The 22,412-nt window shown below is 59.7% G+C and carries 23 protein-coding genes, 1 tRNA gene and 1 pseudogene; 9 read left to right on the top strand and 16 right to left on the bottom strand.

What is annotated here, in order from left to right; genetic code table 11:
- Positions 1-73: 73 nt before the first annotated feature.
- Both MK6180000_RS14375 and MK6180000_RS14380 read right to left on the bottom strand, forming a co-directional pair.
- Positions 74-862, bottom strand: a complete 789-nt coding sequence (locus tag MK6180000_RS14375; RefSeq protein ID WP_138935357.1) for an exodeoxyribonuclease III — start codon at positions 860-862, stop codon at positions 74-76.
- A 268-nt stretch (positions 863-1,130) separates the two neighbouring features.
- A complete protein-coding gene (locus MK6180000_RS14380) occupies positions 1,131-1,817 on the bottom strand; it encodes a response regulator transcription factor (RefSeq protein ID WP_138935358.1) in 687 nt (228 codons plus the stop codon).
- Positions 1,818-1,979: 162 nt separating this feature from the next.
- Here MK6180000_RS14380 and ribA point away from each other — a divergent pair, with 162 nt between their 5' ends.
- A complete protein-coding gene (gene ribA / locus MK6180000_RS14385; protein WP_138935359.1) occupies positions 1,980-3,083 on the top strand; it encodes a GTP cyclohydrolase II in 1,104 nt (367 codons plus the stop codon).
- A gap of 16 nt (positions 3,084-3,099) precedes the next feature.
- Here the strand turns inward: ribA and MK6180000_RS14390 are convergent, their stop codons facing one another.
- The 3 genes from MK6180000_RS14390 to MK6180000_RS14400 form a co-directional block, all read right to left on the bottom strand.
- Entirely contained in the window at positions 3,100-3,834 is a 735-nt protein-coding gene (locus tag MK6180000_RS14390) for a glutamine amidotransferase (RefSeq protein ID WP_138935360.1), read from the bottom strand.
- Positions 3,831-6,626 (bottom strand): DNA polymerase I, encoded by a 2,796-nt coding sequence (gene polA / locus MK6180000_RS14395; protein WP_138935361.1) that lies wholly within the window; start codon positions 6,624-6,626, stop codon positions 3,831-3,833. Before polA ends, MK6180000_RS14390 begins: the two co-directional genes overlap by 4 nt.
- An 88-nt stretch (positions 6,627-6,714) precedes the next feature.
- On the bottom strand, positions 6,715-6,894 hold the full coding sequence (locus tag MK6180000_RS14400; protein ID WP_138935362.1) for a zinc-finger domain-containing protein: 180 nt from the start codon (positions 6,892-6,894) through the stop codon (positions 6,715-6,717).
- 76 nt (positions 6,895-6,970) lie between these two features.
- Between MK6180000_RS14400 and MK6180000_RS14405 the strand changes: the two genes are divergently transcribed.
- Positions 6,971-7,900, top strand: coding sequence for an ABC transporter ATP-binding protein (locus MK6180000_RS14405; protein WP_138935363.1), 930 nt, complete (start codon positions 6,971-6,973; stop codon positions 7,898-7,900).
- A 6-nt stretch (positions 7,901-7,906) separates the two neighbouring features.
- On the opposite strand, the gene MK6180000_RS14410 is transcribed toward MK6180000_RS14405, so the two are convergent.
- The 3 genes from MK6180000_RS14410 to MK6180000_RS14420 are packed head-to-tail and all read right to left on the bottom strand — an operon-like array spanning position 7,907 to position 10,236.
- Positions 7,907-8,272 (bottom strand): antibiotic biosynthesis monooxygenase family protein, encoded by a 366-nt coding sequence (locus MK6180000_RS14410; protein ID WP_212751908.1) that lies wholly within the window; start codon positions 8,270-8,272, stop codon positions 7,907-7,909.
- Positions 8,269-8,649, bottom strand: coding sequence for an HIT domain-containing protein (locus MK6180000_RS14415; protein ID WP_138935364.1), 381 nt, complete (start codon positions 8,647-8,649; stop codon positions 8,269-8,271). The genes MK6180000_RS14410 and MK6180000_RS14415 overlap by 4 nt, the downstream gene beginning before the upstream one ends.
- Positions 8,650-8,658: 9 nt before the next feature.
- A complete protein-coding gene (locus tag MK6180000_RS14420; protein WP_138935365.1) occupies positions 8,659-10,236 on the bottom strand; it encodes a DUF5928 domain-containing protein in 1,578 nt (525 codons plus the stop codon).
- Between the two features lie 148 nt (positions 10,237-10,384).
- On the opposite strand from MK6180000_RS14420, the gene MK6180000_RS14425 reads away from it, so the two are divergent.
- On the top strand, positions 10,385-11,203 hold the full coding sequence (locus MK6180000_RS14425; protein ID WP_138935366.1) for a sulfotransferase family protein: 819 nt from the start codon (positions 10,385-10,387) through the stop codon (positions 11,201-11,203).
- A gap of 254 nt (positions 11,204-11,457) precedes the next feature.
- Here the strand turns inward: MK6180000_RS14425 and MK6180000_RS14430 are convergent, their stop codons facing one another.
- Together MK6180000_RS14430 and nth are read right to left on the bottom strand one after the other, a co-directional pair.
- Positions 11,458-12,444 (bottom strand): adenosine kinase, encoded by a 987-nt coding sequence (locus MK6180000_RS14430; RefSeq protein WP_138935367.1) that lies wholly within the window; start codon positions 12,442-12,444, stop codon positions 11,458-11,460.
- Positions 12,441-13,085 (bottom strand): endonuclease III, encoded by a 645-nt coding sequence (gene nth, locus MK6180000_RS14435; protein WP_138935368.1) that lies wholly within the window; start codon positions 13,083-13,085, stop codon positions 12,441-12,443. The genes MK6180000_RS14430 and nth overlap by 4 nt, the downstream gene beginning before the upstream one ends.
- Before the next feature lie 97 nt (positions 13,086-13,182).
- Here nth and MK6180000_RS14440 point away from each other — a divergent pair, with 97 nt between their 5' ends.
- The 5 genes from MK6180000_RS14440 (at position 13,183) to MK6180000_RS14460 (ending at position 16,873) form a co-directional block, all read left to right on the top strand.
- Positions 13,183-14,019 (top strand): methylated-DNA--[protein]-cysteine S-methyltransferase, encoded by an 837-nt coding sequence (locus MK6180000_RS14440; RefSeq protein WP_138935369.1) that lies wholly within the window; start codon positions 13,183-13,185, stop codon positions 14,017-14,019.
- A gap of 127 nt (positions 14,020-14,146) precedes the next feature.
- Positions 14,147-14,812, top strand: coding sequence for a YiaD family glycine zipper/OmpA-like lipoprotein (locus tag MK6180000_RS14445; RefSeq protein ID WP_138935370.1), 666 nt, complete (start codon positions 14,147-14,149; stop codon positions 14,810-14,812).
- Between the two features lie 193 nt (positions 14,813-15,005).
- The gene (locus MK6180000_RS14450; RefSeq protein WP_246040535.1) at positions 15,006-15,374 is read left to right on the top strand and encodes a GNAT family N-acetyltransferase; all 369 of its coding nucleotides are present in this window, start codon (positions 15,006-15,008) and stop codon (positions 15,372-15,374) included.
- A gap of 63 nt (positions 15,375-15,437) precedes the next feature.
- Positions 15,438-16,544 (top strand): 3-isopropylmalate dehydrogenase, encoded by a 1,107-nt coding sequence (leuB, locus tag MK6180000_RS14455; RefSeq protein WP_138935371.1) that lies wholly within the window; start codon positions 15,438-15,440, stop codon positions 16,542-16,544.
- Between the two features lie 252 nt (positions 16,545-16,796).
- A tRNA-Pro gene (locus tag MK6180000_RS14460) sits at positions 16,797-16,873 on the top strand.
- A 170-nt stretch (positions 16,874-17,043) separates the two neighbouring features.
- Here MK6180000_RS14460 and MK6180000_RS14465 read toward each other — a convergent pair.
- The 6 genes and pseudogenes from MK6180000_RS14465 to MK6180000_RS14485 all read right to left on the bottom strand — a co-directional run bounded on the left by MK6180000_RS14465 (position 17,044) and on the right by MK6180000_RS14485 (position 21,142).
- Positions 17,044-18,684, bottom strand: coding sequence for a recombinase family protein (locus MK6180000_RS14465; RefSeq protein WP_138935372.1), 1,641 nt, complete (start codon positions 18,682-18,684; stop codon positions 17,044-17,046).
- Positions 18,681-19,091, bottom strand: a complete 411-nt coding sequence (locus MK6180000_RS14470; protein ID WP_138935373.1) for a DUF2924 domain-containing protein — start codon at positions 19,089-19,091, stop codon at positions 18,681-18,683. The genes MK6180000_RS14465 and MK6180000_RS14470 overlap by 4 nt, the downstream gene beginning before the upstream one ends.
- Positions 19,081-19,365: a DUF3489 domain-containing protein gene (locus MK6180000_RS14475; protein ID WP_138935374.1), complete on the bottom strand. Its 285-nt coding sequence runs from the start codon at positions 19,363-19,365 to the stop codon at positions 19,081-19,083. Before MK6180000_RS14475 ends, MK6180000_RS14470 begins: the two co-directional genes overlap by 11 nt.
- Positions 19,366-19,610: 245 nt before the next feature.
- A complete protein-coding gene (locus MK6180000_RS20375; RefSeq protein WP_212751909.1) occupies positions 19,611-19,787 on the bottom strand; it encodes a hypothetical protein in 177 nt (58 codons plus the stop codon).
- A gap of 539 nt (positions 19,788-20,326) precedes the next feature.
- Positions 20,327-20,688, bottom strand: a pseudogene (locus MK6180000_RS14480) (IS6 family transposase); the annotation flags it as partial.
- A 271-nt stretch (positions 20,689-20,959) separates the two neighbouring features.
- Positions 20,960-21,142, bottom strand: coding sequence for a hypothetical protein (locus MK6180000_RS14485; RefSeq protein ID WP_138935375.1), 183 nt, complete (start codon positions 21,140-21,142; stop codon positions 20,960-20,962).
- 485 nt (positions 21,143-21,627) lie between these two features.
- On the opposite strand from MK6180000_RS14485, the gene MK6180000_RS14490 reads away from it, so the two are divergent.
- Positions 21,628-22,398 carry a class I SAM-dependent methyltransferase gene (locus MK6180000_RS14490; RefSeq protein ID WP_138935376.1) on the top strand — a complete coding sequence of 257 codons (771 nt, stop codon included), beginning with the start codon at positions 21,628-21,630 and terminating at the stop codon, positions 22,396-22,398.
- Positions 22,399-22,412: the final 14 nt, after the last annotated feature.

Below are 22,412 nucleotides of genomic sequence, written 5' to 3' on the forward strand. Positions count from 1 at the left end.
TACATGGCCCGCCGCGCCGCGCCTTGCAAGGGCTCGGGCCGCCGCCGCGCAAACACTGGGCCCCGGCGCCGCCTTACAAATCGAACGTCGCGAACACAGGCGCATGATCGCTTGGCTTCTCCCATCCGCGCGCGGCGCGCAGGACGCGGCTCGAATGGCCCGCGCTTGCGATATCGCCCGTGGCCCATACATGATCCAGCCGCCGCCCCTTGTCGGCGGCATCCCAATCCTTGGCGCGGTAGGACCACCAGCTATAGAGCGGCCCGTCCGGAATATCGGCGCGTGTCACGTCGCGCCAGCCCCCCGCCTCCATCACATTTTCCAGATGCTCGACCTCGATGGGGGTGTGGCTAACGACCTTCAAGAGTTGTTTGTGGCTCCAAACGTCATCTTCGCGCGGGGCGATGTTCAGATCGCCGACAAGGATGGCGCGCTCGGGCCGGTCAGCGCGGGACCAATCGCGCAGGTCCGTCAGATAATCCAGCTTCTGCCCAAACTTCTCGTTCACCTCGCGGTCCGCGACGTCACCGCCTGCGGGGACGTAAAAGTTATGGATGATCACACCATTTTCCAGCCGCCCAGCGACATGGCGTGCGTGACCCAGCGCAGCAAAGTCATGATCTCCGACATCCTCAATTGGAAGCTTCGACAGTATGGCGACGCCGTTATACCCCTTTTGCCCGCGCGCAATCATGTGGGTATAGCCCAGCGCGGCAAAATCCTCGATCGGGATCTTGTCGACCGGGCTCTTGCATTCCTGCAGGCATAGGATGTCGGGGGCCTCTTCGGACAGCAGCTTGCACACTAAGGGCTCGCGCAGCCGGACCGAGTTTATGTTCCAAGTGGCGAGGGTAAAGGTCATGGCGGGCGTCTCCGTCGGGCTGAGGGTATGGCCCTCCTGCGTATCAGAGCGCCGAGAGGCGGGCCATGCAAATCAGCAAAAGTCATTCGCGCAGCATGCCCTTTTGCCAAAAAAAGACCCCGGCAAAAGCCGGGGCCAGTCCAACAGGGAGGTGCATGTACGTGCCGGACATGCGGCCGGATTACAGCGTCGCTGGGACGCTCTGATAGGTGAACAGTCGCCGGACCCTGCACGTTCCAAGGCGCAGCAGGACCTCGCGGAAATCCGCTTAGGACAACAGGCGATATCCCCCGCTTTCGGTGACCAGCAGGCGGGCGTTCGACGGGTCCGGCTCAATCTTTTGGCGCAGGCGGTAGATATGCGTCTCTAGCGTGTGAGTCGTGACGCCCGCATTATAACCCCAGACCTCGTGCAAGAGCACGTCGCGCGCCACCACACCATCGGTTGAGCGGTAGAGGAATTTGAGAATGTTCGTTTCCTTCTCGGTCAGGCGCACCTTGCGCCCACCCTCGTCCACCAAAATCTTTAGCGCGGGCCGGAAGCTGTATGGACCCAGCTGAAACACGGCGTCCTCAGATTGCTCATGTTGGCGCAACTGCGCCCGGATGCGGGCCAGAAGGACAGGAAACTTGAACGGCTTGGTCACATAATCATTCGCCCCGGCGTCGAGGCCAAGGATCGTGTCGGCGTCGCCGTCATGGCCGGTCAGCATCAATATGGGGCTTTTCACCCCCTGCTTGCGCATCAGGCGACATAATTCGCGTCCATCGGTGTCGGGCAAACCGACATCGAGGATGATCAGATCATAGTTGGAATCGCGCGCATGGGTCATCGCCTCGGCGCCGGTGCCGGCCTCGAATACGTCGAAATCTTCGGTCATCACCAATTGTTCGCCCAGCGCCTCGCGCAGATCCTCGTCATCGTCCACGAGTAGGATTTTTTTGAGCTGTGCCATGGGGTGTCCCTCTTTTGGTTCTGTTACTTCCAAGATGTGCCCGTATGCCGCTACGGCAAGAAATGCGTCAACGCGATCACGCCCTAGTGTAGCATGCGCGGCATATGTTTCATTTTCGTGCGATAAAGGCTAGATCGGGACCAAGCCATGAAAGCGTCCGGAATGAGCCTGCGACCCGACATCACCCACCTGCTTGCCCGGGTCCGCGCCGATCTGGCGATGGGCCTGCCAGTCGCGCTGACCAGCGCGGAGGGCGGCGCACTGGTTGCCGCTGCCGAGACGGTTGACGCGCCCCGTCTCGAAGCGCTGCGCAGTCTGGCCGATGAGGCAGGCGTGCCTCTGGCGCTGGCTGTGACCGCCCGGCGGGCCGAAACGCTAAAGGCGCGCGCCTATGACGGCGATTTGGCGCGCATTATCCTGCCGCCGGACGCAGATCTCGCATGCATTCGTGCAGTCGCCAGCCCGGAAAACGATCTGGACAGTCCGATGAAAGGACCGTTTCGCACCCAGCGGGGCGAGGATGCAGGCCTGCACCGTCTTGCATTGTCGCTGGCCAAGTCTGCGCGCCTCTTGCCCGCCATGCTGGTGCTACCATTTCCGGACGCCGCCGCCCGCGCCGCCACTGAAAATCTAAGCGTGCTTCCTGCTGAGGCGGCGAAGGCAGCGATGCGCATTGCCAGCCCGCCCCACGCCGTTGCCCGCGCCCGCGTGCCGCTCGCCGCCAGCCATGCGGGCCGCGTTCACGTATTTCGCCCCGAAGACGGCAGCGAAGAGCACTACGCGATCGAGATCGGTAATCCCGCGCGCAGCACCCCGGTGCTGGCGCGGCTGCACTCTGCCTGCTTTACCGGCGATGTCCTTGGCAGCTTGAAATGCGATTGCGGTCCGCAACTTCGCGCCGCGCTGGCGCAAATGGGCAGCGCGGGCGCCGGCGTTCTGCTTTACCTCAACCAAGAGGGGCGCGGTATCGGCATGGCTAACAAAATGCGTGCCTACGCGCTTCAGGATCAGGGCTTTGATACGGTTGAGGCAAACCACCGCCTCGGATTTGAGGATGATGAGCGCGACTTTCGCATTGGCGCGGGTATTCTGCGCAAAATGGGATTCAGTTCCGTTCGCCTGATGACAAACAACCCGGCTAAAATCGACATGATGCGCCGCAGCGGCGTGGACGTGACCGAGCGCGTACCGCTGATCGTGGGCCAGACCGCACAGAACGCAGAATATCTGGCGACCAAGGCGCGCAAATCCGGGCATATCATGTAGCAGTCAGTTCTTCGGTTCAGCCGTATCGCTGCACGAAGTTGCGCAGGATTTTCTGGGGCGCATGCACATCTGCCGCGCGGCACATGGCGACCAGATCCAACGCCTCTTCTGGGGGGAAATAGCCGTGGTTCTTGTAGGTCTCAATCCGCTGCTCGAAGTCCGCGCCATCGGCCTCTGGATGGAACTGCGTGGCATAGACATTGGATTTATATCGCACCATCTGGAATGGGCAGTTGGGCGCGGACACCAGATGCTCGCATCCGTCCGGCAATGCCTCCAGCGCCTCTTTATGGCCGACAAACGCGTCAAAGCTGTCTGGCAGGTCTGCCAGCAAGGCGTCGGTTCGGCCTGCCTGCGTTACTGTGCAACTCGCCGTGCCGACCGGCTCGCCATAGTGGCCCTTACCGACGGGCGCGCCCAGATGCTGGCCTAGAATGCCGATGCCGTAGCAGCAGCCAAGAAAGGGAATGTCGCCCTCCGTCACGCGCGGCATCAGCGACATAACAGCGGCCTCGATACGCGCATGTTCGGGGGATTTATCCTCAGGCGCGTCGCTGACGCAGCCCGGCCCGCCCCCGACGATGATGCCCGCATAATTCGCCGGGTTCAAACCATCTGGTAGCGCCTCGGCGTCCAGCCGGATGCGATGCGCGCGGGCAGGCTCTAGCCCGCTTTTGCCCAGAAAGGCGGCGAATTCGGCGTCAGACGCGTCCCGTTCGGGGCGAAGTTGCAGGATCAGGAACCGGCTCAATGCGCCTTGGCCCAGTTGGCCCCCTGCCCGGCGTCGACCGTCAGCGGCACAGACAGCTTGACCACCGGCTCGGCGGCGCCCTCCATCACGTCGCGGGCAGCCTTGATGACGGCGTCCACGGCGCCCTCGTCCACTTCAAAGAGCAGCTCGTCATGCACCTGCAGCAGCATCTTGCACGGTAGCCCCTCAATGGCGTCCGGCATGCGGATCATCGCGCGGCGGATCACATCTGCGGCGGTGCCTTGGATCGGCGCGTTGATCGCGGCGCGTTTGGCAAATCCGGCACGTGGCCCCTTGGCGCCAATCTCTGGCGTGTGGATCTTGCGGCCGAACAGCGTCTCTACATGGCCATGCTTTTTCGCAAACTCCACGGTGTCGTCCATGTAGGCGCGAATGCCCGGAAACCGCTCAAAATACCGGTCGATAAAGCCCTGCGCCTCGCTACGAGGAATGCGCAGATTTCGCGCCAGGCCAAAGCCGGAAATGCCGTAGATCACGCCAAAGTTGATCGCTTTGGCCTGGCGGCGGATGTCGGGGGTCATATCCTCCATCGCGACACCGAACATCTCGCTGGCGGTCATGGCGTGGATGTCTTGCCCGTCGCGAAACGCCTGCTTTAGCGCATCGATCCCGGCCACATGGGCCAAGATCCGCAGCTCAATCTGGCTGTAGTCGAGGCTGACCAGCACCCGACCCTCCGGCGCAACAAACGCTTCGCGGATGCGCCGCCCTTCTTCGCTGCGCACTGGGATGTTTTGCAAATTTGGGTCCGAGGAGGCAAGCCGCCCGGTGTTTGCCCCCGCCTGCATATAGGAGGTGTGCACGCGGCCCGTGTCAGGGTCGATGTGGTCCTGCAGCGCGTCGGTATAGGTTGATTTCAGTTTGGATATCTGGCGCCAATCCAGAACGCGGGCGGGCAATTCGTGCTCGGTTGCCAGATCCTCCAACACGTCGGCGCCGGTCGCGTAGGCGCCCGTCTTGCCCCGCTTGCCGCCATCCAGGCTCATCTCGTCGAACAAGATCTCACCCAGCTGCTTGGGCGAGCCGACGTTGAACTTGCGCCCTGCCAACTGGTGGATTTCCTCCTCCAGCGCGGCCATCTTTTGCGCGAACGCACCTGACATGCGGCTGAGGACATTGCGGTCTACCGCGATCCCATTGCGCTCCATATGTGCCAGGACGGGCACCAACGGCCGCTCCAACGTCTCGTAAACTCGGGTGACTTGCGCCTTATGAAGCTGCGGTTTCAGCACCGTCCAGAGGCGCAGGGTTATGTCGGCATCCTCGGCGGCGTACTTCACCGCATCATCCACCGGCACGCGGTCGAATGTGATGGCAGATTTGCCGCCGCCCAGCAACGACTTGATCGGAATGGGTTTATGGTTCAGATACCGCTCGCTTAGCGTGTCCATGCCGTGTCCATGAAGGCCCGCGTGCAGGGCATAGGAAATCAGCATCGTATCATCGAAGGGCGCCACCTCTACGCCGTAGCGGGCCAATACCTTGGCATCGTATTTCATGTTCTGCCCGATCTTGAGGATGCTCGCATCCTCCAGCAGGGGCTTCAACGCATCCAGAACGTCTTGCAGCGGCAGTTGTCCCTCGGCCAGCGCGGCACTGCCGAACAGATCACCCTGCCCCTCGCCCTTGTGGCCCAGTGGGATGTAGCATGCCTGTCCAGGCTCAACGCAGAGCGATATGCCAACCAGTTCGGCCTGCATTTCGTTCAGCGACGTCGTCTCGGTATCGACGGCGACATAGCCGCGCGCACGAATGCGGTCGATCCAGACACCGAGCGCGGCCATATCCTTGACATGCTCGTACTTGGACGGGTCGATCTCGGGCATTTCAGGCGCACTTGTATCGGGCGCACCCTCGGGCGTGTCGTCAATCTCGGGCGCTTCTGCGTCCATCGCGGCGGCAATGCGATTCGTCAGCGTGCGGAATTCCATTTCGGCCAAAAAGCCTAGCAGGACGTCCGCATCGGGATCGCGCACCTCCAGATCGTCCAACCCGAAATCAAGCGGCGTGGCGCAATCCAGCTGCACCAGTCGGCGCGACAGACGGATCTGGTCCGCGTGGTCGATCAGCGTCTGGCGCCGCTTGGGCTGCTTTATCTCGCCAGCGCGGGCGAGCAGCGTGTCCAGATCGCCAAACTCGTTGATTAGCAGTGCCGCAGTCTTGATCCCGATGCCCGGCGCGCCCGGTATGTTATCGACCGAGTCGCCTGCCAGGGCCTGTACGTCAACGACGCGGTCCGGGCCTACGCCGAACTTCTCCTCGACGCCCTCAACGTCGATCCGGCGGTTCTTCATCGCGTCCAGCATTTCGACGCCGCCGCCGACTAGCTGCATCATGTCCTTGTCCGAGCTGATGATCGTGACCCGCCCGCCCGCATCACGCGCCTGCACAGATAGCGTCGCGATAATATCGTCGGCCTCAAACCCCTCGACCTCCTTGCAGGCGATATTAAACGCAAGCGTGGCGCGGCGCGTCAGCGGGATCTGCGGGCGCAGTTCCTCTGGCATCGCTTCACGGTTGGCCTTGTATTCAGGAAACAGATCATTGCGGAACGTGTGACTGCCCTTGTCAAAAATCACTGCCACATGCGTCGGCGCATCGGGCCCTGTGTTCCCCTCGACATAGCGTTGCAACATATTGCAAAAGCCGGAGACGGCGCCGATAGGCAGCCCATCGGATTTGCGCGTCAGCGGCGGCAGCGCGTGATACGCCCGAAAGATAAAGGCAGAGCCGTCGATCAGGTGCAGATGACACCCTTTTCCAAATGACATGGGCTTGCCTCCTACGACGTGGCTTCAGTGTTTTTCTTGGTCTAAGTACCTAGATCCTGACCGCACAGGCAGTGCGGCGGTGGGCGGGCTAGACCTTGCCCACGTAATCGCGGTGAATCATCTTGCAGTCGCAATAGGGGCACTCGACCCAGCCGCGACCGACCGGAATCTGTAGCCAGACGCGTGGATGGCCCGATGCTGGACCGTTGCCGTCGCAGGCAATGCGGTAGTCGTCGACAATCCGCGTTTCGGGCGCTTTGGTCACCATCTGGGCGTTTCCTTTTGGCTGCTCTTCCACTACGCCCTCGTTTATGATGGAACGGCACGGCAGGGGCAAGGGCACCATGGCAGCGAATGCAATCGAAATACGCGGCCTGCGCAAGACATATCGCGGGGCCAAGGGTGCCCCCGAAAAAGAGGCGCTGAAGGGCATTGATCTGGATATTCCAGCGGGCTCGGTATTTGGCCTGCTTGGCCCTAATGGCGCTGGTAAATCGACACTGATCAATATCCTCGCCGGGTTGGTTGTGAAAACCGCCGGTAACGTCCGAATCTGGGGGTTCGATCAGGACGTGAACCCGCGCCAGAGCCGTGCGGCAATCGGCGTCATGCCCCAAGAGCTGAACCTGGATCCATTCTTTACCCCGCGCGCCGCGCTGGAGGTGCAGGCGGGCCTCTACGGCGTGCCAAAATCGCAGCGTCGCAGCGACGAAATCCTCGCGCTGGTTGGCCTTGAGGACAAGGCGCACGCCTATGCGCGCACCCTGTCCGGCGGGATGCGCCGCCGCCTACTGTTGGCCAAGGCGCTGGTGCACACGCCCCATATTCTGGTGCTGGACGAACCGACGGCAGGCGTCGACATCGAGTTGCGCCAGATGCTGTGGGAAAACATTCGGCAGTTGAACGCAGGTGGCATGACGATCATCCTGACCACGCATTATTTGGAAGAGGCCGAGGAGATGTGCGACGAAATCGCAATCATTAACCACGGCGATTTAGTTGCGCGCGACAGCACCGCGAACCTTTTGGCGCAGCTGGACACGCGCAGCATGGTCATCATCCCCGATGGCGAAGTAACCGCACTACCGCAAGCGCGCGGAATTGACGTGACGCGCCGCGAGGGCGGCGCGCTGGCGTTCAGCTATAGCGCGGGCAAGACAAGCGCCGAGGAGGTGCTGGCCGCCGTCCGTGATGCCGGTATCCGCATCCGCGACGTGCGCACCGAGCAGGCAGATTTGCAGGACGTTTTCTTAAACCTGACGCGCAGCCGCTAATACAGCTTAGCACGGCAGCGACGGGGCGTTGCGCCCTTCAGGGCCGGAATACGCCCGCTCAACCCGCGCGATGCGCAACTCGTAATGGGTATACCAGCGTTCGATCCCGTATTTCTGGGCTGCCAGATGCTGCGCCTCGGCCTTCCAAGCTGCGATGCTGGCCTCATCGCGCCAATACGACACGGTGATGCCAAGGCGGTCCGCGCCGCGCGCGCTCTCAGCGCCCAGACAGCCGGGCTGCTTTAGCGCCAGCGCAAACATGGCATCGCCCATCGCGGCATATCCTGCATCATTCTCACCCAGCAGGCTGGTAAAGATCACAGCATAATAGGGCGGCGCCGGCGTCTGGGCAAAAGGACCGGGCGCGCTCACCCCTTGGCCAGCAGCGCACCTAATGGGCGACCGCCGAGCACATGCATATGCAGATGTGGCACCTCTTGCGAGCCATGAGGTCCCGCATTGGAAATCACGCGGAAACCACCCGCTGCGTCAGCGCCATGCAGGCCAGTTATGCGGCACACTTCAGCGATGGCGCGGGTGAAATCCGCGATCTCCGCATCGCTCGCCTCAGCGGCGAAGTGGTCGTAGGATACATAGGCACCCTTGGGGATCACCAGCACATGTACTGGCGCCTGCGGCGTTATATCCTTGAACGCGAGGCAATGCGGCGTCTCCAGCACGGTATCGTTGGGGATCTCGCCGCGCAGGATCTTGGCAAAGATATTCTGGTCGTCGTAGTCAAAAGCCATGATGCGTCCTTAGTCTGCAAATAGATGATCGGTGCGCGCGATGCCCAGCGCCTGATCATGCGTAATGCTCAGGAATTTCGAGATTGGCACAGCATTGTCTTCGTCGCTGGCGTTCTGCTGCATGATATAATGATGCTCGAACCCGGCATCGCGAATTTTGTCGCTCTCATACGTCGTCTCGCCGCGGATTGTGGGCAAAAGCCGCTCTAGCGTTTCTGCGGACGTCTGCTCGCCCGCCAAGCCGACGCGCATGGAGTGGCCGATCAGATAGTCATCGGTGAACACGCATTGAATTTCGAGCAGGCGGGTGACCGAACGGTCGCCGCAGAAATCCTCTAGTAGGTCCAGATTGCCGGGGTCCATGCACACGATCATGCGGTCGGTGTCATGATAGTCGAATAGCATCCGCATCAGCGCGCGGCGGTGGCGTGTCCGCTTGGCAAGTGTCGCCTGAATGCCGCCTAGATCAGGCAATGCGGTGCCTTCCTCGTTAAACAGATACTCAGTTGCCGGCACATTCGTGACTTGCTTGATCTGGTTCAGCAACCGCTTGGCCACGTGCCATTTTTTGCACACGACGATCATCAACTCGCGGTGGCGCCCCAGCGTGCTCTCTGCCTCCCAAAAGCGGCTGGCAAAGCGGCGGCCAATCCGGCCTCGGCCGGTCAAAAACTTAAAGAGGCTGCGGCCCTCGTCCGAAATTTTGAACTCAGCCCGGTCGTCGGCATAGAGTGCCGCCAGACGTGCCTTCAGGTCAGTCGCCTCAGCGCTGATTTTGCGCGCAAAAAGGAAGTCCTGCCCCAACAAAAGGTCATAGTGATCGTTATAAAAAGTCTGCGGCATACCGTAATCGGTGAACATCAAAAAGGTCAGCGTGCGCGCGCGGATCTCAGCCTCGGGCACGATGTGGCGCACCAGCGTCTGAAAGAAAGTCTCGTCCGGAATCCAAGTGGTGCGGAAGAATCGCATGACGTCACGCCGCTGGCGCGTGAAATCAAGGATCCACTCGATGGTTCGGCGGCGCAGGCACCACCACTGACTGCCGATTTGAACCTGAATGTCGCGGGGAATGTCGCGACTAAGACCCAAGCGCCGCTGCAGCGCAAAGGATGTCTCGAACAGCCACTTGTGCTTGCGCTCATTAAAGAAGTGGCGATAGATCAACCGCTCCTCCTTCATGCCGGTCTTGATCCAGTCGCTTTCGAAATAATCAAAGCTCTCGATATAGTCCGCATCTTCGGCGTCGAGGAAATCATGCGCATAGCGGGCCGATTTGATCGCGGCACAATCGCCCGACAGCATATAAAAATGCGTAGCTCGCGGAAAGGCGCGCACCGCCGCCTCGACTGCCAGTAGCGTGGCCTGCACCAGGCTCCACTCGCCCCAGCCACACTTGACCCGCTTGCGCGCGAAACAGACGTTCGGGTTGCCAGCCAGCGCCGCCTTGATCTGTTTGAAATGCTCGGGCTTGGCGCGGCCATCGAAATGTATCGAAATACAATCGCCCACAGCGGTCAACAACTCGGCCTGCGCGATAACGGCCTCCGGGTCCTTGTGGCACAAAAGTATGTAGGCAATTTTCGCCATATGGGAAACAGACTACCCCTTGTTCTGCCGATTGTTTACCGTAATAATCATGAATACCTGCCGTGGAAACCGTAATAATCCTGTTTTATCATGGCAAATAACAATAAGTCCTCAACGGGACACCAGAGGTAAGGCAAGGACCACGAACATGGGGTTTCCCGGCACTTGGATGACCGAGAGCGAAAGCGTCGTGTACCGCGTGGTGCCGAAATGCGCCTGCTCGACCATTGGGCAGATCATGTACTATTCCGATCATGGCGCCTTTTTCGACGGTGATATCCATGACGCCAAAGGCGGGATGCACAAGTGGGCTCTGGATGACAGCCAAGCGCTGATTTCGGCCAACGTCAAGGCACACCAATCCTACGCCTTTACCTGCGTGCGCAATCCCTACACCCGGATCCTCTCCAGCTTTTTCGACAAAATTTGCGGCATCCAGCGCAACGGCAAACGCTACCGGGGCAAGCTGGTGCCGCTGCTTGTGCAGAAATACGGGATTGAGGTCGGCGGTGACGACGGCAAACAGGAGTTTGACCAAATTGCCAGTTTCCGGCGATTTTTGCTATTCGCGCGCGACACCATCCGCTGGCGCCGCCCGATGGAGCCTGACATCCACTGGTCAGCAATGTCGGGCCATGTCAGCACGTATATCGTCAACGGCGGCACGTATGATCGCATCTTTTGGACTGAGGCATTCAACGACGGGATGCAGGACGTGCTGAACGCGATCCAGACGCCACACAAGGTCGATCTGGCCGCGATCCCCCGCTTTAACGAGAGCGAGGGGCACGGCCCCAAACGCGCGCACCCGGTCGAGGATTACTTCGACGATCTGTCGATGCATCTGGTCTATGAGATCTACAAGGCGGATTTCGAGCTGTTCAAATACGACTTTGCGGACCCGTCGAACAAGATGCCGATCGGCGAGATCGACTTGGACGAGGTTCATGCCAAGCTGGGTGAATGACCTTAGTCGGGGCGCGTTCTGGCTGTGAGGGATTTAGGTTCTATCATCCCTAAATACGCTAACTTTTTCTTAACTATGATCTGCCAAATTCAGTGGCACGGTACAGGCTGATCGGCTGGTGCCCCTCCAAAGAAAAGCCGCGCCCCGGCCCCGGTTTGCATCGCGATCACTGCGACCGATACCGGAAAAGGGGCGCGCGCCCTCTGCGCTTATTCTTGGGAGAGATACCTAAATCTCATAACCTGCATAGCAGATTAAATCAGCCCTTCGGCCGCAAATAGCGCCTTCACGTCCGTCTCCGGCCGCGCGCCGTAATGCGAGATGACTTCAGCCGCCGCGATACAGCCCATACGTCCAGCCACGTCCAGTTGCGCACCATTGGCGAGGCCATAAAGGAATCCTGCGGCAAACTGGTCGCCTGCCCCGGTCGTGTCGACAGGCGCGATGCGCGTCACGGGCACGTCTACGCGTTCATTCCCTCGCCGGATGATCACACCCGCGCCCGAGCGGGTGCAAACCACAAGGCCAGTATCTTGCGCGGCGCGGTCCAGCACGGCGTCCAGATCCTCCGTCTCGTAGAGAGACGTCCATTCATGTTCGTTCCCGATCACGTAGTCGAGGCCGCCAATCAACCCAAGAAAATCGGCGCGGTGGCGATCAACGCAGAACGGATCACTCAGCGAGATGCCCGCCATGCCGCCCGCAGTCCTGCACGCCTCGGCGGCGGTGCCAAAGGCGAATTTGCCTTGCGGTTTATCAAAAAGGTATCCCTCCAACAGCAGCAAATCGGTGCCGACCACGGCACTCTCCGGGATGTCCTCGGGGCCCAAATCTGTCGAAATGCCCAAATAGGTATTCATCGACCGCTCGCCGTCGGGCGAGACGAAAATCATGCAGCGCGAGGTGGGCGTGCCCTGCCCCGCCACGGGCGCATTGACGAAATCAGTGCCTACGTGCGTCATATCACCGGCGTAGGCGCGGCCCAGCACGTCGTCGCGCACGCGCCCGACAAAGCCAGTCGTCAACCCCAGCGCGCCGAGACCAGCGATTGTGTTGGCGACGGATCCGCCGGCCATCTGCACGCGATTTTCCATCGCGTCATACAAGGCCGCGCCGCGCGCCTCGTCGGTTAATTGCATCACGCCTTTTTCGATGCCCATACGCTTTAGAAACGCGTCATCGCTGCGGCAGATCACATCGACCACGGCATTGCCGATGCCGACTGCTTGGTATTTCTTCATGTCGTCTTGTCCTCGTATGGGCACAAGTCGCGGATCAGGCATGTGGGACACATGGGTTTGCGCGCCTTGCAATGATAGCGGCCATGCAGGATCAGCCAGTGATGCGCATGGTGTTGAAAATCGGCCGGAACGTGGTCTTCCAGAGCGCGCTCGACCGCCACGACATCCTTGCCGGGGCAGATGCCGGTGCGGTTGCCGACGCGAAAGATATGCGTGTCAACCGCCTGCGCCGGCATGTTCCACCACATATTCAGCACAACATTCGCCGTCTTGCGGCCCACCCCCGGCAGCGATTGCAGGGCGGCGCGCGAATTTGGCACCTCGCCTGCGTAGTCGTCGACCAAAATCTGGCTTAGCTTGATCACGTTCTTGGCCTTTTGCCGGAAAAGGCCGATTGACTTGATATGTTCAGTGACGCCCTCAAGGCCCAGATCCAGCATCTTTTGCGGGGTATCGGCAACGGCGAACAGGCCGCGCGTGGCCCGGTTAACGCCTGCATCGGTGGCTTGCGCGCTCAGCGCGACGGCGACGACGAGAGTATAGACGTTCACATGCTCCAGCTCGCCCTGAGGCTCAGGCTCGGCCTGCTGAAAACGCTCAAAAATGGCGCGGATCGTGTGATAATCGAGTTGCTTGCTCATGGCGCCTCTAATGGCGCGGTTTGCGCCATTGCGCAACATTCGGGTCGCGGCAAAGGGGCGGCACGCGTAGATTGATGGCCAAAGAGGAGATAATCCCATGAGCGATCAGAGCTATCATTTCAATGTTATGCGCCGCGCAATCGAGGTGATCGATGCAGGCGGCCCGGGCATGACGCTGGACCAGCTTGCTGCCGAAATGGGCATGAGCGCTGCGCATTTTCAGCGGCTGTTCTCAGGCTGGGTGGGCGTATCGCCCAAACGGTATCAGCAATATCTGACGCTGGGCCACGCCAAATCGCTGCTGGACGAGCGGCACACAATGCTGGATGCGGCGGACGCGGCAGGCCTGTCGGGCACCGGGCGCCTGCACGATCTGTTCCTGCGGTGGGAGGCGATGAGCCCCGGCGATTTTGCCCGCAAGGGCACCGGACTGCGGATCTACTGGGGCTGGTTCGATAGCCCCTTTGGCACCGCGTTGGTGATGGGCACGGACAAGGGCATCTGTGGCATCGGTTTCGCCGCCGAGGCGGGCGAGAAGGCGACGATGGCAGATTTGGTGGCCCGCTGGCCACGCGCAGAGTTTATCGAGGATGCGGAGCGCCTGCGCCCTTGGGCACTCAACGCCTTCCGCGCCGAACACAATGAGGCGACACCGCTTTTTCTGATCGGTGCGCCCTTTCAGATCAAGGTGTGGGAGGCGCTGCTGGCTATCCCGTCGGGACACGTCACCACCTATAGCCAGATTGCCGGAGCGATCGGCCATCCCAAGGCTGTGCGCGCTGTCGGCACCGCTGTGGGGCGCAATCCGATCAGCCTGCTGATCCCCTGCCACCGCGCGCTACGCAAATCTGGTGGCCTTGGCGGGTATCACTGGGGTCTGCCAGTTAAACGCGGTATTCTGGCGTGGGAGAGCGCGCGCGCCGAGGCCGGATGATGCTTCGTGGAAATGCGCGGATTGCTGCCGATTTGCGCGGTATTGTGTATTGGGCATGGCCCCTTGCCACCCTATAGTCCGCCCAAGTCCGACTGACCGGGCAAAGCATATACAGGGCTAAATTACCATGATCCTAGCGAAAAAATCCCTTCTTCTCAGCGCTGGTGCTGCATTGATGCTGACGACAGCCTGCGACAGCACCCAAGGCTACGGCACTGGCACTGGCACGAACAAGACACAGCAGGGCGCATTAATAGGCGGCCTTGCTGGCGCCGTAACCGGCGCTGTGGCCAGCGACAAAAAGGGTAAGGGCGCACTTATCGGTGGTGCCATCGGCGCACTGGGCGGGGCCGCGATTGGCAACGCACTGGACAAGCAGGAGGCCGAGCTTCGCCGTGATCTGGAAAATGACCGCGTTCAGATTAACAACACCGGCGACCGCCTAATCGTGACCTTACCGCAGGACATCCTCTTTGCCGTCGACAGCGCGGCGGTCAATAGCGCACTGCGCGGTGATCTGCTGACTGTGGCAGACAGCCTGCAAAACTATCCCGGCAGCACAGTGCAAGTCGTCGGCCACACCGACAATACTGGCGCTGCTGCATATAATCAGGATCTGTCCGAACGTCGCGCCAGCGCAGTTGCCGATGTGCTGCGGCAGGGCGGGGTCGCCTACAACCGTGTCCGTACCTTTGGCCGCGGCGAGGATCAGCCAATATCATCAAACCTGACCGATGCAGGCAAGGCGCAGAACCGCCGGGTCGAAATCGTCATCCTGCCGAACGCGCAGTAATCGCCGTCGCACAAGGCAGCATGCGGGCTGCCTTGTGCGCGACCGCCGGGATGCGTGATGCTGGCACATACGATCAGACATTTTGAACCCTGCGATGCCGCTGCGTTGGCGATGCTTATGCACGCAAGTGTCCATGCTACAGGTGGGCCCGATTATACGCCCCGCCAGGTTGGCAGCGTGGAGCCCGCGTGCCATGACGCCGGACGCATTTCTTGCTCGGATAGGGGACGGGCGCGTCATTTGGGTTGCCGTGGATTTACATGGCCGGTTAGTGGGCTTTGCCGAGCTTGGTCAAGACGGGCATATCGACTGTTTTTACTGCCATCCCGCTAGGCAGGGCATCGGGCGCGCGCTGTTCCTATTGCTTGAGGCGTGGGCGAAGGCGCACGGTATTCGCAAGTTGTCGGTTGAGGCCAGTGAGGGCGCGCGCCCGTTCTTTTTGCGCATGGGGTTCTCTTGTGGCGAGCGCCGCGAGATTTGCCGGGGCGGCGAGATGCTGCACAACTGGGCGATGGCAAAACCGCTACTGTTACAGGCACCGGCTGCACCTGCCCTTTCTTGACCTACGCCCTCCTTCGCGATACCCGAATTGCCAACGTGCATAACCTCATAAGGACGGCCCCACATGAGCACCCCTTCCCTTCTAATCCTGCCCGGTGACGGGATCGGCCCCGAAGTCATGGCCGAGGTGACCAAGATCATTGATTGGTACGCTGCCAACAGAGATATGCCCTTCGACGTTACGACCGACCTCGTGGGTGGCTGCGCCTATGACAAGCACGGCACGCCCCTGCATGACGACACTATGGCAAAGGCGCAGGAGGTGGACGCCGTGCTGCTGGGTGCCGTGGGCGGGCCGAAATACGACGATCTGGACTTTTCGGTCAAGCCTGAGCGCGGCCTGCTGCGCCTGCGCAAGGAAATGGACCTCTTTGCCAACTTGCGCCCGGCGCAATGCTTTGACGCGCTAGCGGATTTTTCGTCGCTGAAGAAAGAGATCGTCGCCGGCCTCGACATCATGATCGTGCGAGAGCTGACCAGCGGCATCTATTTCGGCGAACCGCGCGGTATTTTCGTGGAAAACGGCGAGCGTGTGGGCATCAATACCCAGCGCTACACAACGTCTGAGATCGACCGCGTCGCGCGCGCCGCGTTTGAGCTTGCCCGCCGCCGCGGCAACAAGGTCTGCTCGATGGAGAAGGCCAACGTGATGGAGAGCGGCATCCTGTGGCGCGAGGTCGTCACAGCCGTCCACGCCGAAAGCTACGCCGATGTCGAGCTGTCGCATATGTATGCCGACGCCGGCGCGATGCAGTTATGCCGCAACCCCAAACAGTTCGACGTAATCGTGACCGACAACCTTTTCGGCGACATTCTGTCCGACGCTGCCGCAATGCTGACCGGCTCACTTGGGATGCTACCGTCGGCCAGCCTTGGCGCCCCGATGGCGAACGGTCGGCCCAAGGCACTGTATGAGCCGGTTCATGGCTCGGCCCCCGATATCACCGGACAGGGCAAGGCCAATCCCATTGCCTGCATCCTCAGCTTTGCCATGGCGCTGCGCTATTCGTTCGATCACGGCGATGAGGCCGGCAGGCTAGAGCGCGCTGTCGAGGCCGTGCTGGCGCAGGGCGCCCGTACCTCCGACCTGATGGGCCCGGACGGCGGCACGCCGCTGAGCACAGGCCAGATGGGTGACGCGATCATTGAGGCGCTGAACGCGAGCCTTTGATGCCGTTTTAGTGCGAAAATTACAAAAGACCCCGGCGAGCCATCGTTCGGGGTTTTTCGTGCGTTCAAAGCAAGAACCGCGGGACTGGTGATTGGTGCACCATCCGATAATCGCAGCAGCGCCTCTGCGCGGTGACGGTCGAAGACGACGGGCTGCTGTAAAAACCCAGTGCATAAGACGTCGCTTGGGAACGAATGCAATGGTAGCGTGGCTTGCATAAATCGCGGATAGCCATTATTTCCGCGGCACGGTCGGGCTGTAGCGCAGCCTGGTAGCGCACCTGCTTCGGGAGCAGGGGGTCGGAGGTTCGAATCCTCTCAGCCCGACCAGACACCCTATGCTTTCCAGACGCTTCGCCTTTGTCTTGGAAAGACTGCGTGTATTCGGGAGCTTGCGGGCTATCCGTTCAATTGCAGACCCGCTCGTGGTGCCAACCATGCCCCAATTTACCGAGAAGTCTGGGCGCGCCATTTCCGCGATACGAGTTTGGTGAGGGTGTCTAGAGGGTTGCGATCACGGCACGCTGCTCTGCCCAGCCCGGCGGCAGCGCGTGGCGATTGCACCAGTCGGATTTCAGGCCGAGAGGCTGGGTGCCTTCCAAAATGTCCCGGACGATGTCGGGCGCCAGAAAGGCGAGGTCAATCACCTGCTGAACACGGCGCGTCGATGTTCCATGTGTCTCAGCGATCTGCGTGAAGGTTTTGCCAGCCTTCACCTCCTCGAACCACTGATGCGCTTTGGCGATGTTCGCGATCAGCTTCATATCTCGCGTTGTCGGTGTGCCCTCCAAAATCAATCTGGTTTCCACACCGCGCTTGCGCAACTGGAAGAGCGCCTCGAACTTGATTGATGCTTCAGGAATTAATTCTCGATCAAGATCGAATAGCTCTGCGACAGCTTCATTATCGAGGTGGATCACCAGCTTGCCTGGTAGGATCTCGACCCTATCAATTAAAGCAAGAACAGATGCGATCTGGCCGTCCTTAACCTGTGTCTGGAGACGCGCATGACAGCGCCCGATCTCATCACTGGCCGCGTCGTGTAACAGGGCGTTCTGAAACACTGGCGAAGACAAACGTTGGCGAACAAGATGCGCGATCTTAATCTCTAGCTCCTCTGCAGGAAGGCGCCAGCCATCAAGGTTCGCCTCGCCGCTGCATTTGATCAGCCGGTGGGAGATGTAGTATCTGATCCGCGTGCCGCGCTTTGTCTTGGTGTGAGACGGGGTCAGCCTGTCGCCGGTCTCATCGAAGAGCTTGCCGCAGAGGAGAGATGCGTTCTTCGATGTTTTTTTCTCCCGGTCTTTTGCGGTGTTCTGCTGCAGCATTGTCTGAACATGGTTCCAGCGCACCGGATCGATGATTGCGTCATGCTGCCCATCGTGGATGAGCGTTTTGTGACGCACCCGGCCCGCGTAGATTGGATTGGTGAGGATATGATGAATGTGGCTGCGATCGAACGTGCCTCCGCCGCTGACTTTGCCCTTCGACGTCTGGCGCACACGCGAGCGCAGGTTTAGACGGTCCGCTTCCTCCTTCACCGCGCGAGCCGTCCCCAACTTTTCGTATAGATCGTAGATCGTTCGAACGGTCTTTGCCTCTCCCTCATGAATCGTGAGTGTTCGGCCATTAGGCTCATAGCCGATGGGGACCTTGCCGCCCATCCAGAGGCCTCGGCGCTTGGAGGCGGCAATCTTGTCCCGGATACGTTCGGCCGTCACCTCCCGCTCGAACTGCGCGAAACTCATCAGCATATTGAGGGTCAGGCGCCCCATGCTCGTGGCCGTGTTGAAGGATTGGGTGACGGAGACGAATGAGGCATCGGAGGCGTCGAGACGGTCAACAATCTTGGCAAAGTCGGTCAGCGATCTGGTCAGGCGGTCGATCTTGTAGACGATGATCTGGTCGACAAGGCCCTTCTCAACGTGCTGGAGCAACTCCTTCAATCCTGGCCTCTCCATGGTGCCGCCTGAGATGCCCCCGTCGTCGTATTGTGCCGGCAGCAGCACCCACCCCTCGTGCTTCTGGCTGGCGACATATGCAGCACAGGCGTCCCGTTGCGCGTCGAGAGAGTTGAACTCCTGCTCCAGGCCCTCTTCCGTCGACTTGCGGGTATAGATCGCGCAGCGGATTTTCTTCATGGCTTACCGCCGATCCGGCGGGTCAGGCCAAAGAAGCGGGGACCCGACCATGTGGCCCCCGTGATGTGTTTCGCGATGGCGGACAATGACGCCCACGTTCTGCCATCCAACTCAAAACCGTTCTCAATAACCTGCACCTGATAGGTCCGGCCATTCCACTCCCGCACCAGTTGGGTGCCGGACCGCAGGGACGCCACCGGCGCAGCGCCGGCCGAAGTTCCTTTAACAACAGCCCGCAAGGCTCTGCGGCTTGCAGCACTCAGCCCTCCATGGGCCTTGCACTGCCCTGCATAGACCACCGCCTTGCGCAGAAAGGCCACCGATAAATGCGGCGGAGGAGGCGACCCGAAGGTCGCCTCCCATTTCGCCAGAGCGACCCGGCGATCAAGTATAGGATCATGCGGCATCCAGCTGAACCTCGGCCAATGGGGGAATCGATAGTATCGTATAGCGCGCGGGCTTGCCTTCCAGCTTTTGAGTGTCCAGCTCGTAGCCCGCCTTGCGCAGCCCGCTCAGCGCGGCCCTCGTGGAATGAAGTTGCCAGCCAAACTTGTCACTGATCGCCTTGATGTCGGCGCCGTTCTTTTGACCCAAAAGTTTGATCAACTGGTCCTTTTTTGTGATGCGTCCGCCAGCGCCAGCGTTCGATCTCGGGGCACGTTTCTGCGTTGAAATAGCCATGTCGGTCTCCTCAGAAATCAGCGAAAACATTCCGCTGCTACTGAGCAGAGCCCGGATTAACCGGGCGACGCGCGCGCATAAGTCGACGCGTGCTGACAGTACCGCTCTGGCAGTGGAGGAAGTCCAGTCAAACAGAAAGGAAATTCGAATTTCCGGTCAATTCGCAGCCACAGCCGATCTGTCGAGAACGCGCCATCGTGTTATTCAACAAGCCTGAGCAAAGCGGTGAAGTACTTGGCGCTTGGTCAACCCTTGAGATCAACCCCGCTCACGGCCACCGGTTTCAGCGCCAATGACAGGTCGGGGCCATGTGACCGGCTCAGGTCCACGCCAACGACACCATATAGGGCTGCGTGGAAATCGAAGGGCGCGTATTGAACTGCTTGCATGCCCTTTATCTGAGCTCTTGCAAGTGCGGCCATGTTTATCGACGCCTTAACTGTCAGCGCCCCGACAATCGCCTCCAACTTAACATCTCCTGCTGTACTCTACTGTCATCGTGATCCGGCGGACTCATATAAAACAAGAGTGCTTGCCCGCCATCACCGTACCATTTGTGGCAAAGGGGTTGGTTGCGGGAGGGCGAAACCGCCGTCTATTGCCAGTTATTGGCTGCTGACGGTCGGTTCACACTGAGGGTGGTGTGCCTCATTGGAGTGGTCTCATTGGCGACACCGACATCAAACTGATACTGTCAAAGATTACCGCAGAACGAGAAGGTCACAGACGTCGGCGTAGGACAGTGGAAACTGACAATATCAGCGCACGGCAATAAGGATGATGTTTCGTGGATACCGGTGTCCCCTTGGACGGATCGCGGCTCATGACAGTCCCCCTCTTCTACTATGGGTCATAGTCGGCATCATCATTGCAAGCTAGTCAATGCAACAGTCCCCATTTCGCGCCATGAGGTTAGGCGTCAAACCGTTAGCACGTTAGCTCAGAGCCTGGCTAAAATGCGGTTGGCGAGTCCGTGGCGCTTCATTGATTTCTTGAGGAATTTCAATGCCGCTTTGTGATCTCGGCGCTTCGTGACGAAACTTTCCAACGCTTCACCCTCGTGATCAACCTCGCGCCACAGGTAGTGTCGCTCGCCGTTGATCTTCACGAAAACTCGTCCAAATGCCACTGCCAGTTCGAATGCGACCACATCTGCTGCACCCGTTTTCGACGGATTTCTGCGGCGAACATTGGGCCAAACCGGTTCCACCAGTACCGCACCATTTCATGGCTCATGTCGATCCTGCGCTCGTGCAGCAGGTCCTCGACGTTTCGGAGCGAAGGGGAAAAGCGAACGCACATCATGACTGCCAGGCGGATGATCTCAGGGCAGCTGTGAAACTACTTGAAGGGGTCGCGTTTTGTCATGGATAGATGCGACGAAACTGCCCTGCCCGACTCAAGCCAGTTTCTTCTGACAAAGCCCAAATCCGATGTGAGCAAGCGTCTGGTGAACAGGCAGAGCACGCCGCGCAGAAGCCAAGCCTGACCATAAAAGGCGAAACGCAGCGGCGCTCCGAACCCAGCATGCGGTCAGCCGACGGGGTCTCTCCCGGTTTAGGTCGCACGACCCGTTGTGTGGACACGATAATAGTCAAAAGCCGAAATCCCCTTCCGCCTTAGAGATGACTTCAAGGACTGCAATCGGCGAGGGCGCAGCGTTGTCGTTGTCATGCGCTGCGATACCGAGAAAATGCGCGACGAGATCCAGCACAATTTGATCGTCATAGCCAAATACCAACACCATCGGATCATCATAAACCGCAAATACTTTCATCACGACTCCAAGTTTGCTTCGACTTTACGATTCGCTCGTTGTCGCCAAACATTGAGGTCGAATTTCGGCGGATCTGCGAAATTCGCCGCGAAATTCGCCGCCTTTGCCACTTCAACGTCACATTGTCGGTTCAGCGCACTGCGACTTTTGTGAAGCAAGCGAAACTTTCTCACGCGGCCGATCCGGGCAGCCCTCATAGGACTCAAACAGGTCAAGCCCACAGACTGACCTCACAATTTGAGGTTGTGCTCCCATCCGGAGCCCATTTCGCAACGATGACAACGCCAACGAATCTGGGTGTCTTACTCTTACCTCACTCAAGTTAGGTCACCGGTCTGCGCTCAGTTTGTTGTCTAATAGGAAACAATGAGGGGATAATGGCACCACTGTGTATCAAAATCCTTGTAATGTCAGTTTGATGGCGTCACGTTTGTGAGAAAGGCCGTGTAGCAAATCATTCCCAATTGAACCTTGGAGTCTCCCCCATGCAATCAAACACTCCTGCTTACGGGTCAGGTTCTGACAGTCTCGATACGTCTGAAACAGCAAATCGGTCGGTACGTGCCGATTGGAGTGCCTATGCAACGGCCTATGATCTGCTGTCCGAGCACAACCCTGAGTACCAAGCGATACTGCACGACTTTGAGGCTTTCCTTGCGACGATAGAGACGCCGCGCATAATCTATGACATCGGCGGCGGCACCGGAAACTACACCGAGATCGCGGCCCGTGCTTGCCCTGAAAGTGAGATACGCCTCGCAGAGCCCGACGCTGGCATGATCGGGACGGCGCGGTCCAAATTGGCAGCCCATAAAAATATTAGCTATGAAGCTCTACCGCTTGAAAATATCGTAGGGCGAGGCACGGCTGATCTTGTCGTCTGCGTTCACGCGCTTTACGCGATGCCCGCGCCAGAGCAGCGACTCGAGGATATGCGTCGGTTGCTCCGTCCAGGCGGTTGGCTCTACCTCGTCGATCTCGGCCGTCACATGAACGTGGCCGACTGGCGCGACTACCTGTTCTCACAGTTGAAAAAGAAACAGGGGTTGGCCGGCGCGCTCGGGGTCTTCTGGCAGGGTAGAGAGATCGCCAAGCAGAACAAGGCCATCCTCAAGGCACAAAAGAACGGCGTCTACTGGACGCACACCGAGGCCCAGATCGCATCCGCTGCCACCGCAGCCGGTTTCGAAATCCAGAGACAAGAAGTCGTTTATCGTGGCTACAGCGACCTGCTCGTATGTCAAGCCAAGCCATAGTGCGTACGGGCGAT

This window comes from Roseovarius arcticus, assembly GCF_006125015.1.
GTDB classification, from domain to species: domain Bacteria; phylum Pseudomonadota; class Alphaproteobacteria; order Rhodobacterales; family Rhodobacteraceae; genus Roseovarius; species Roseovarius arcticus.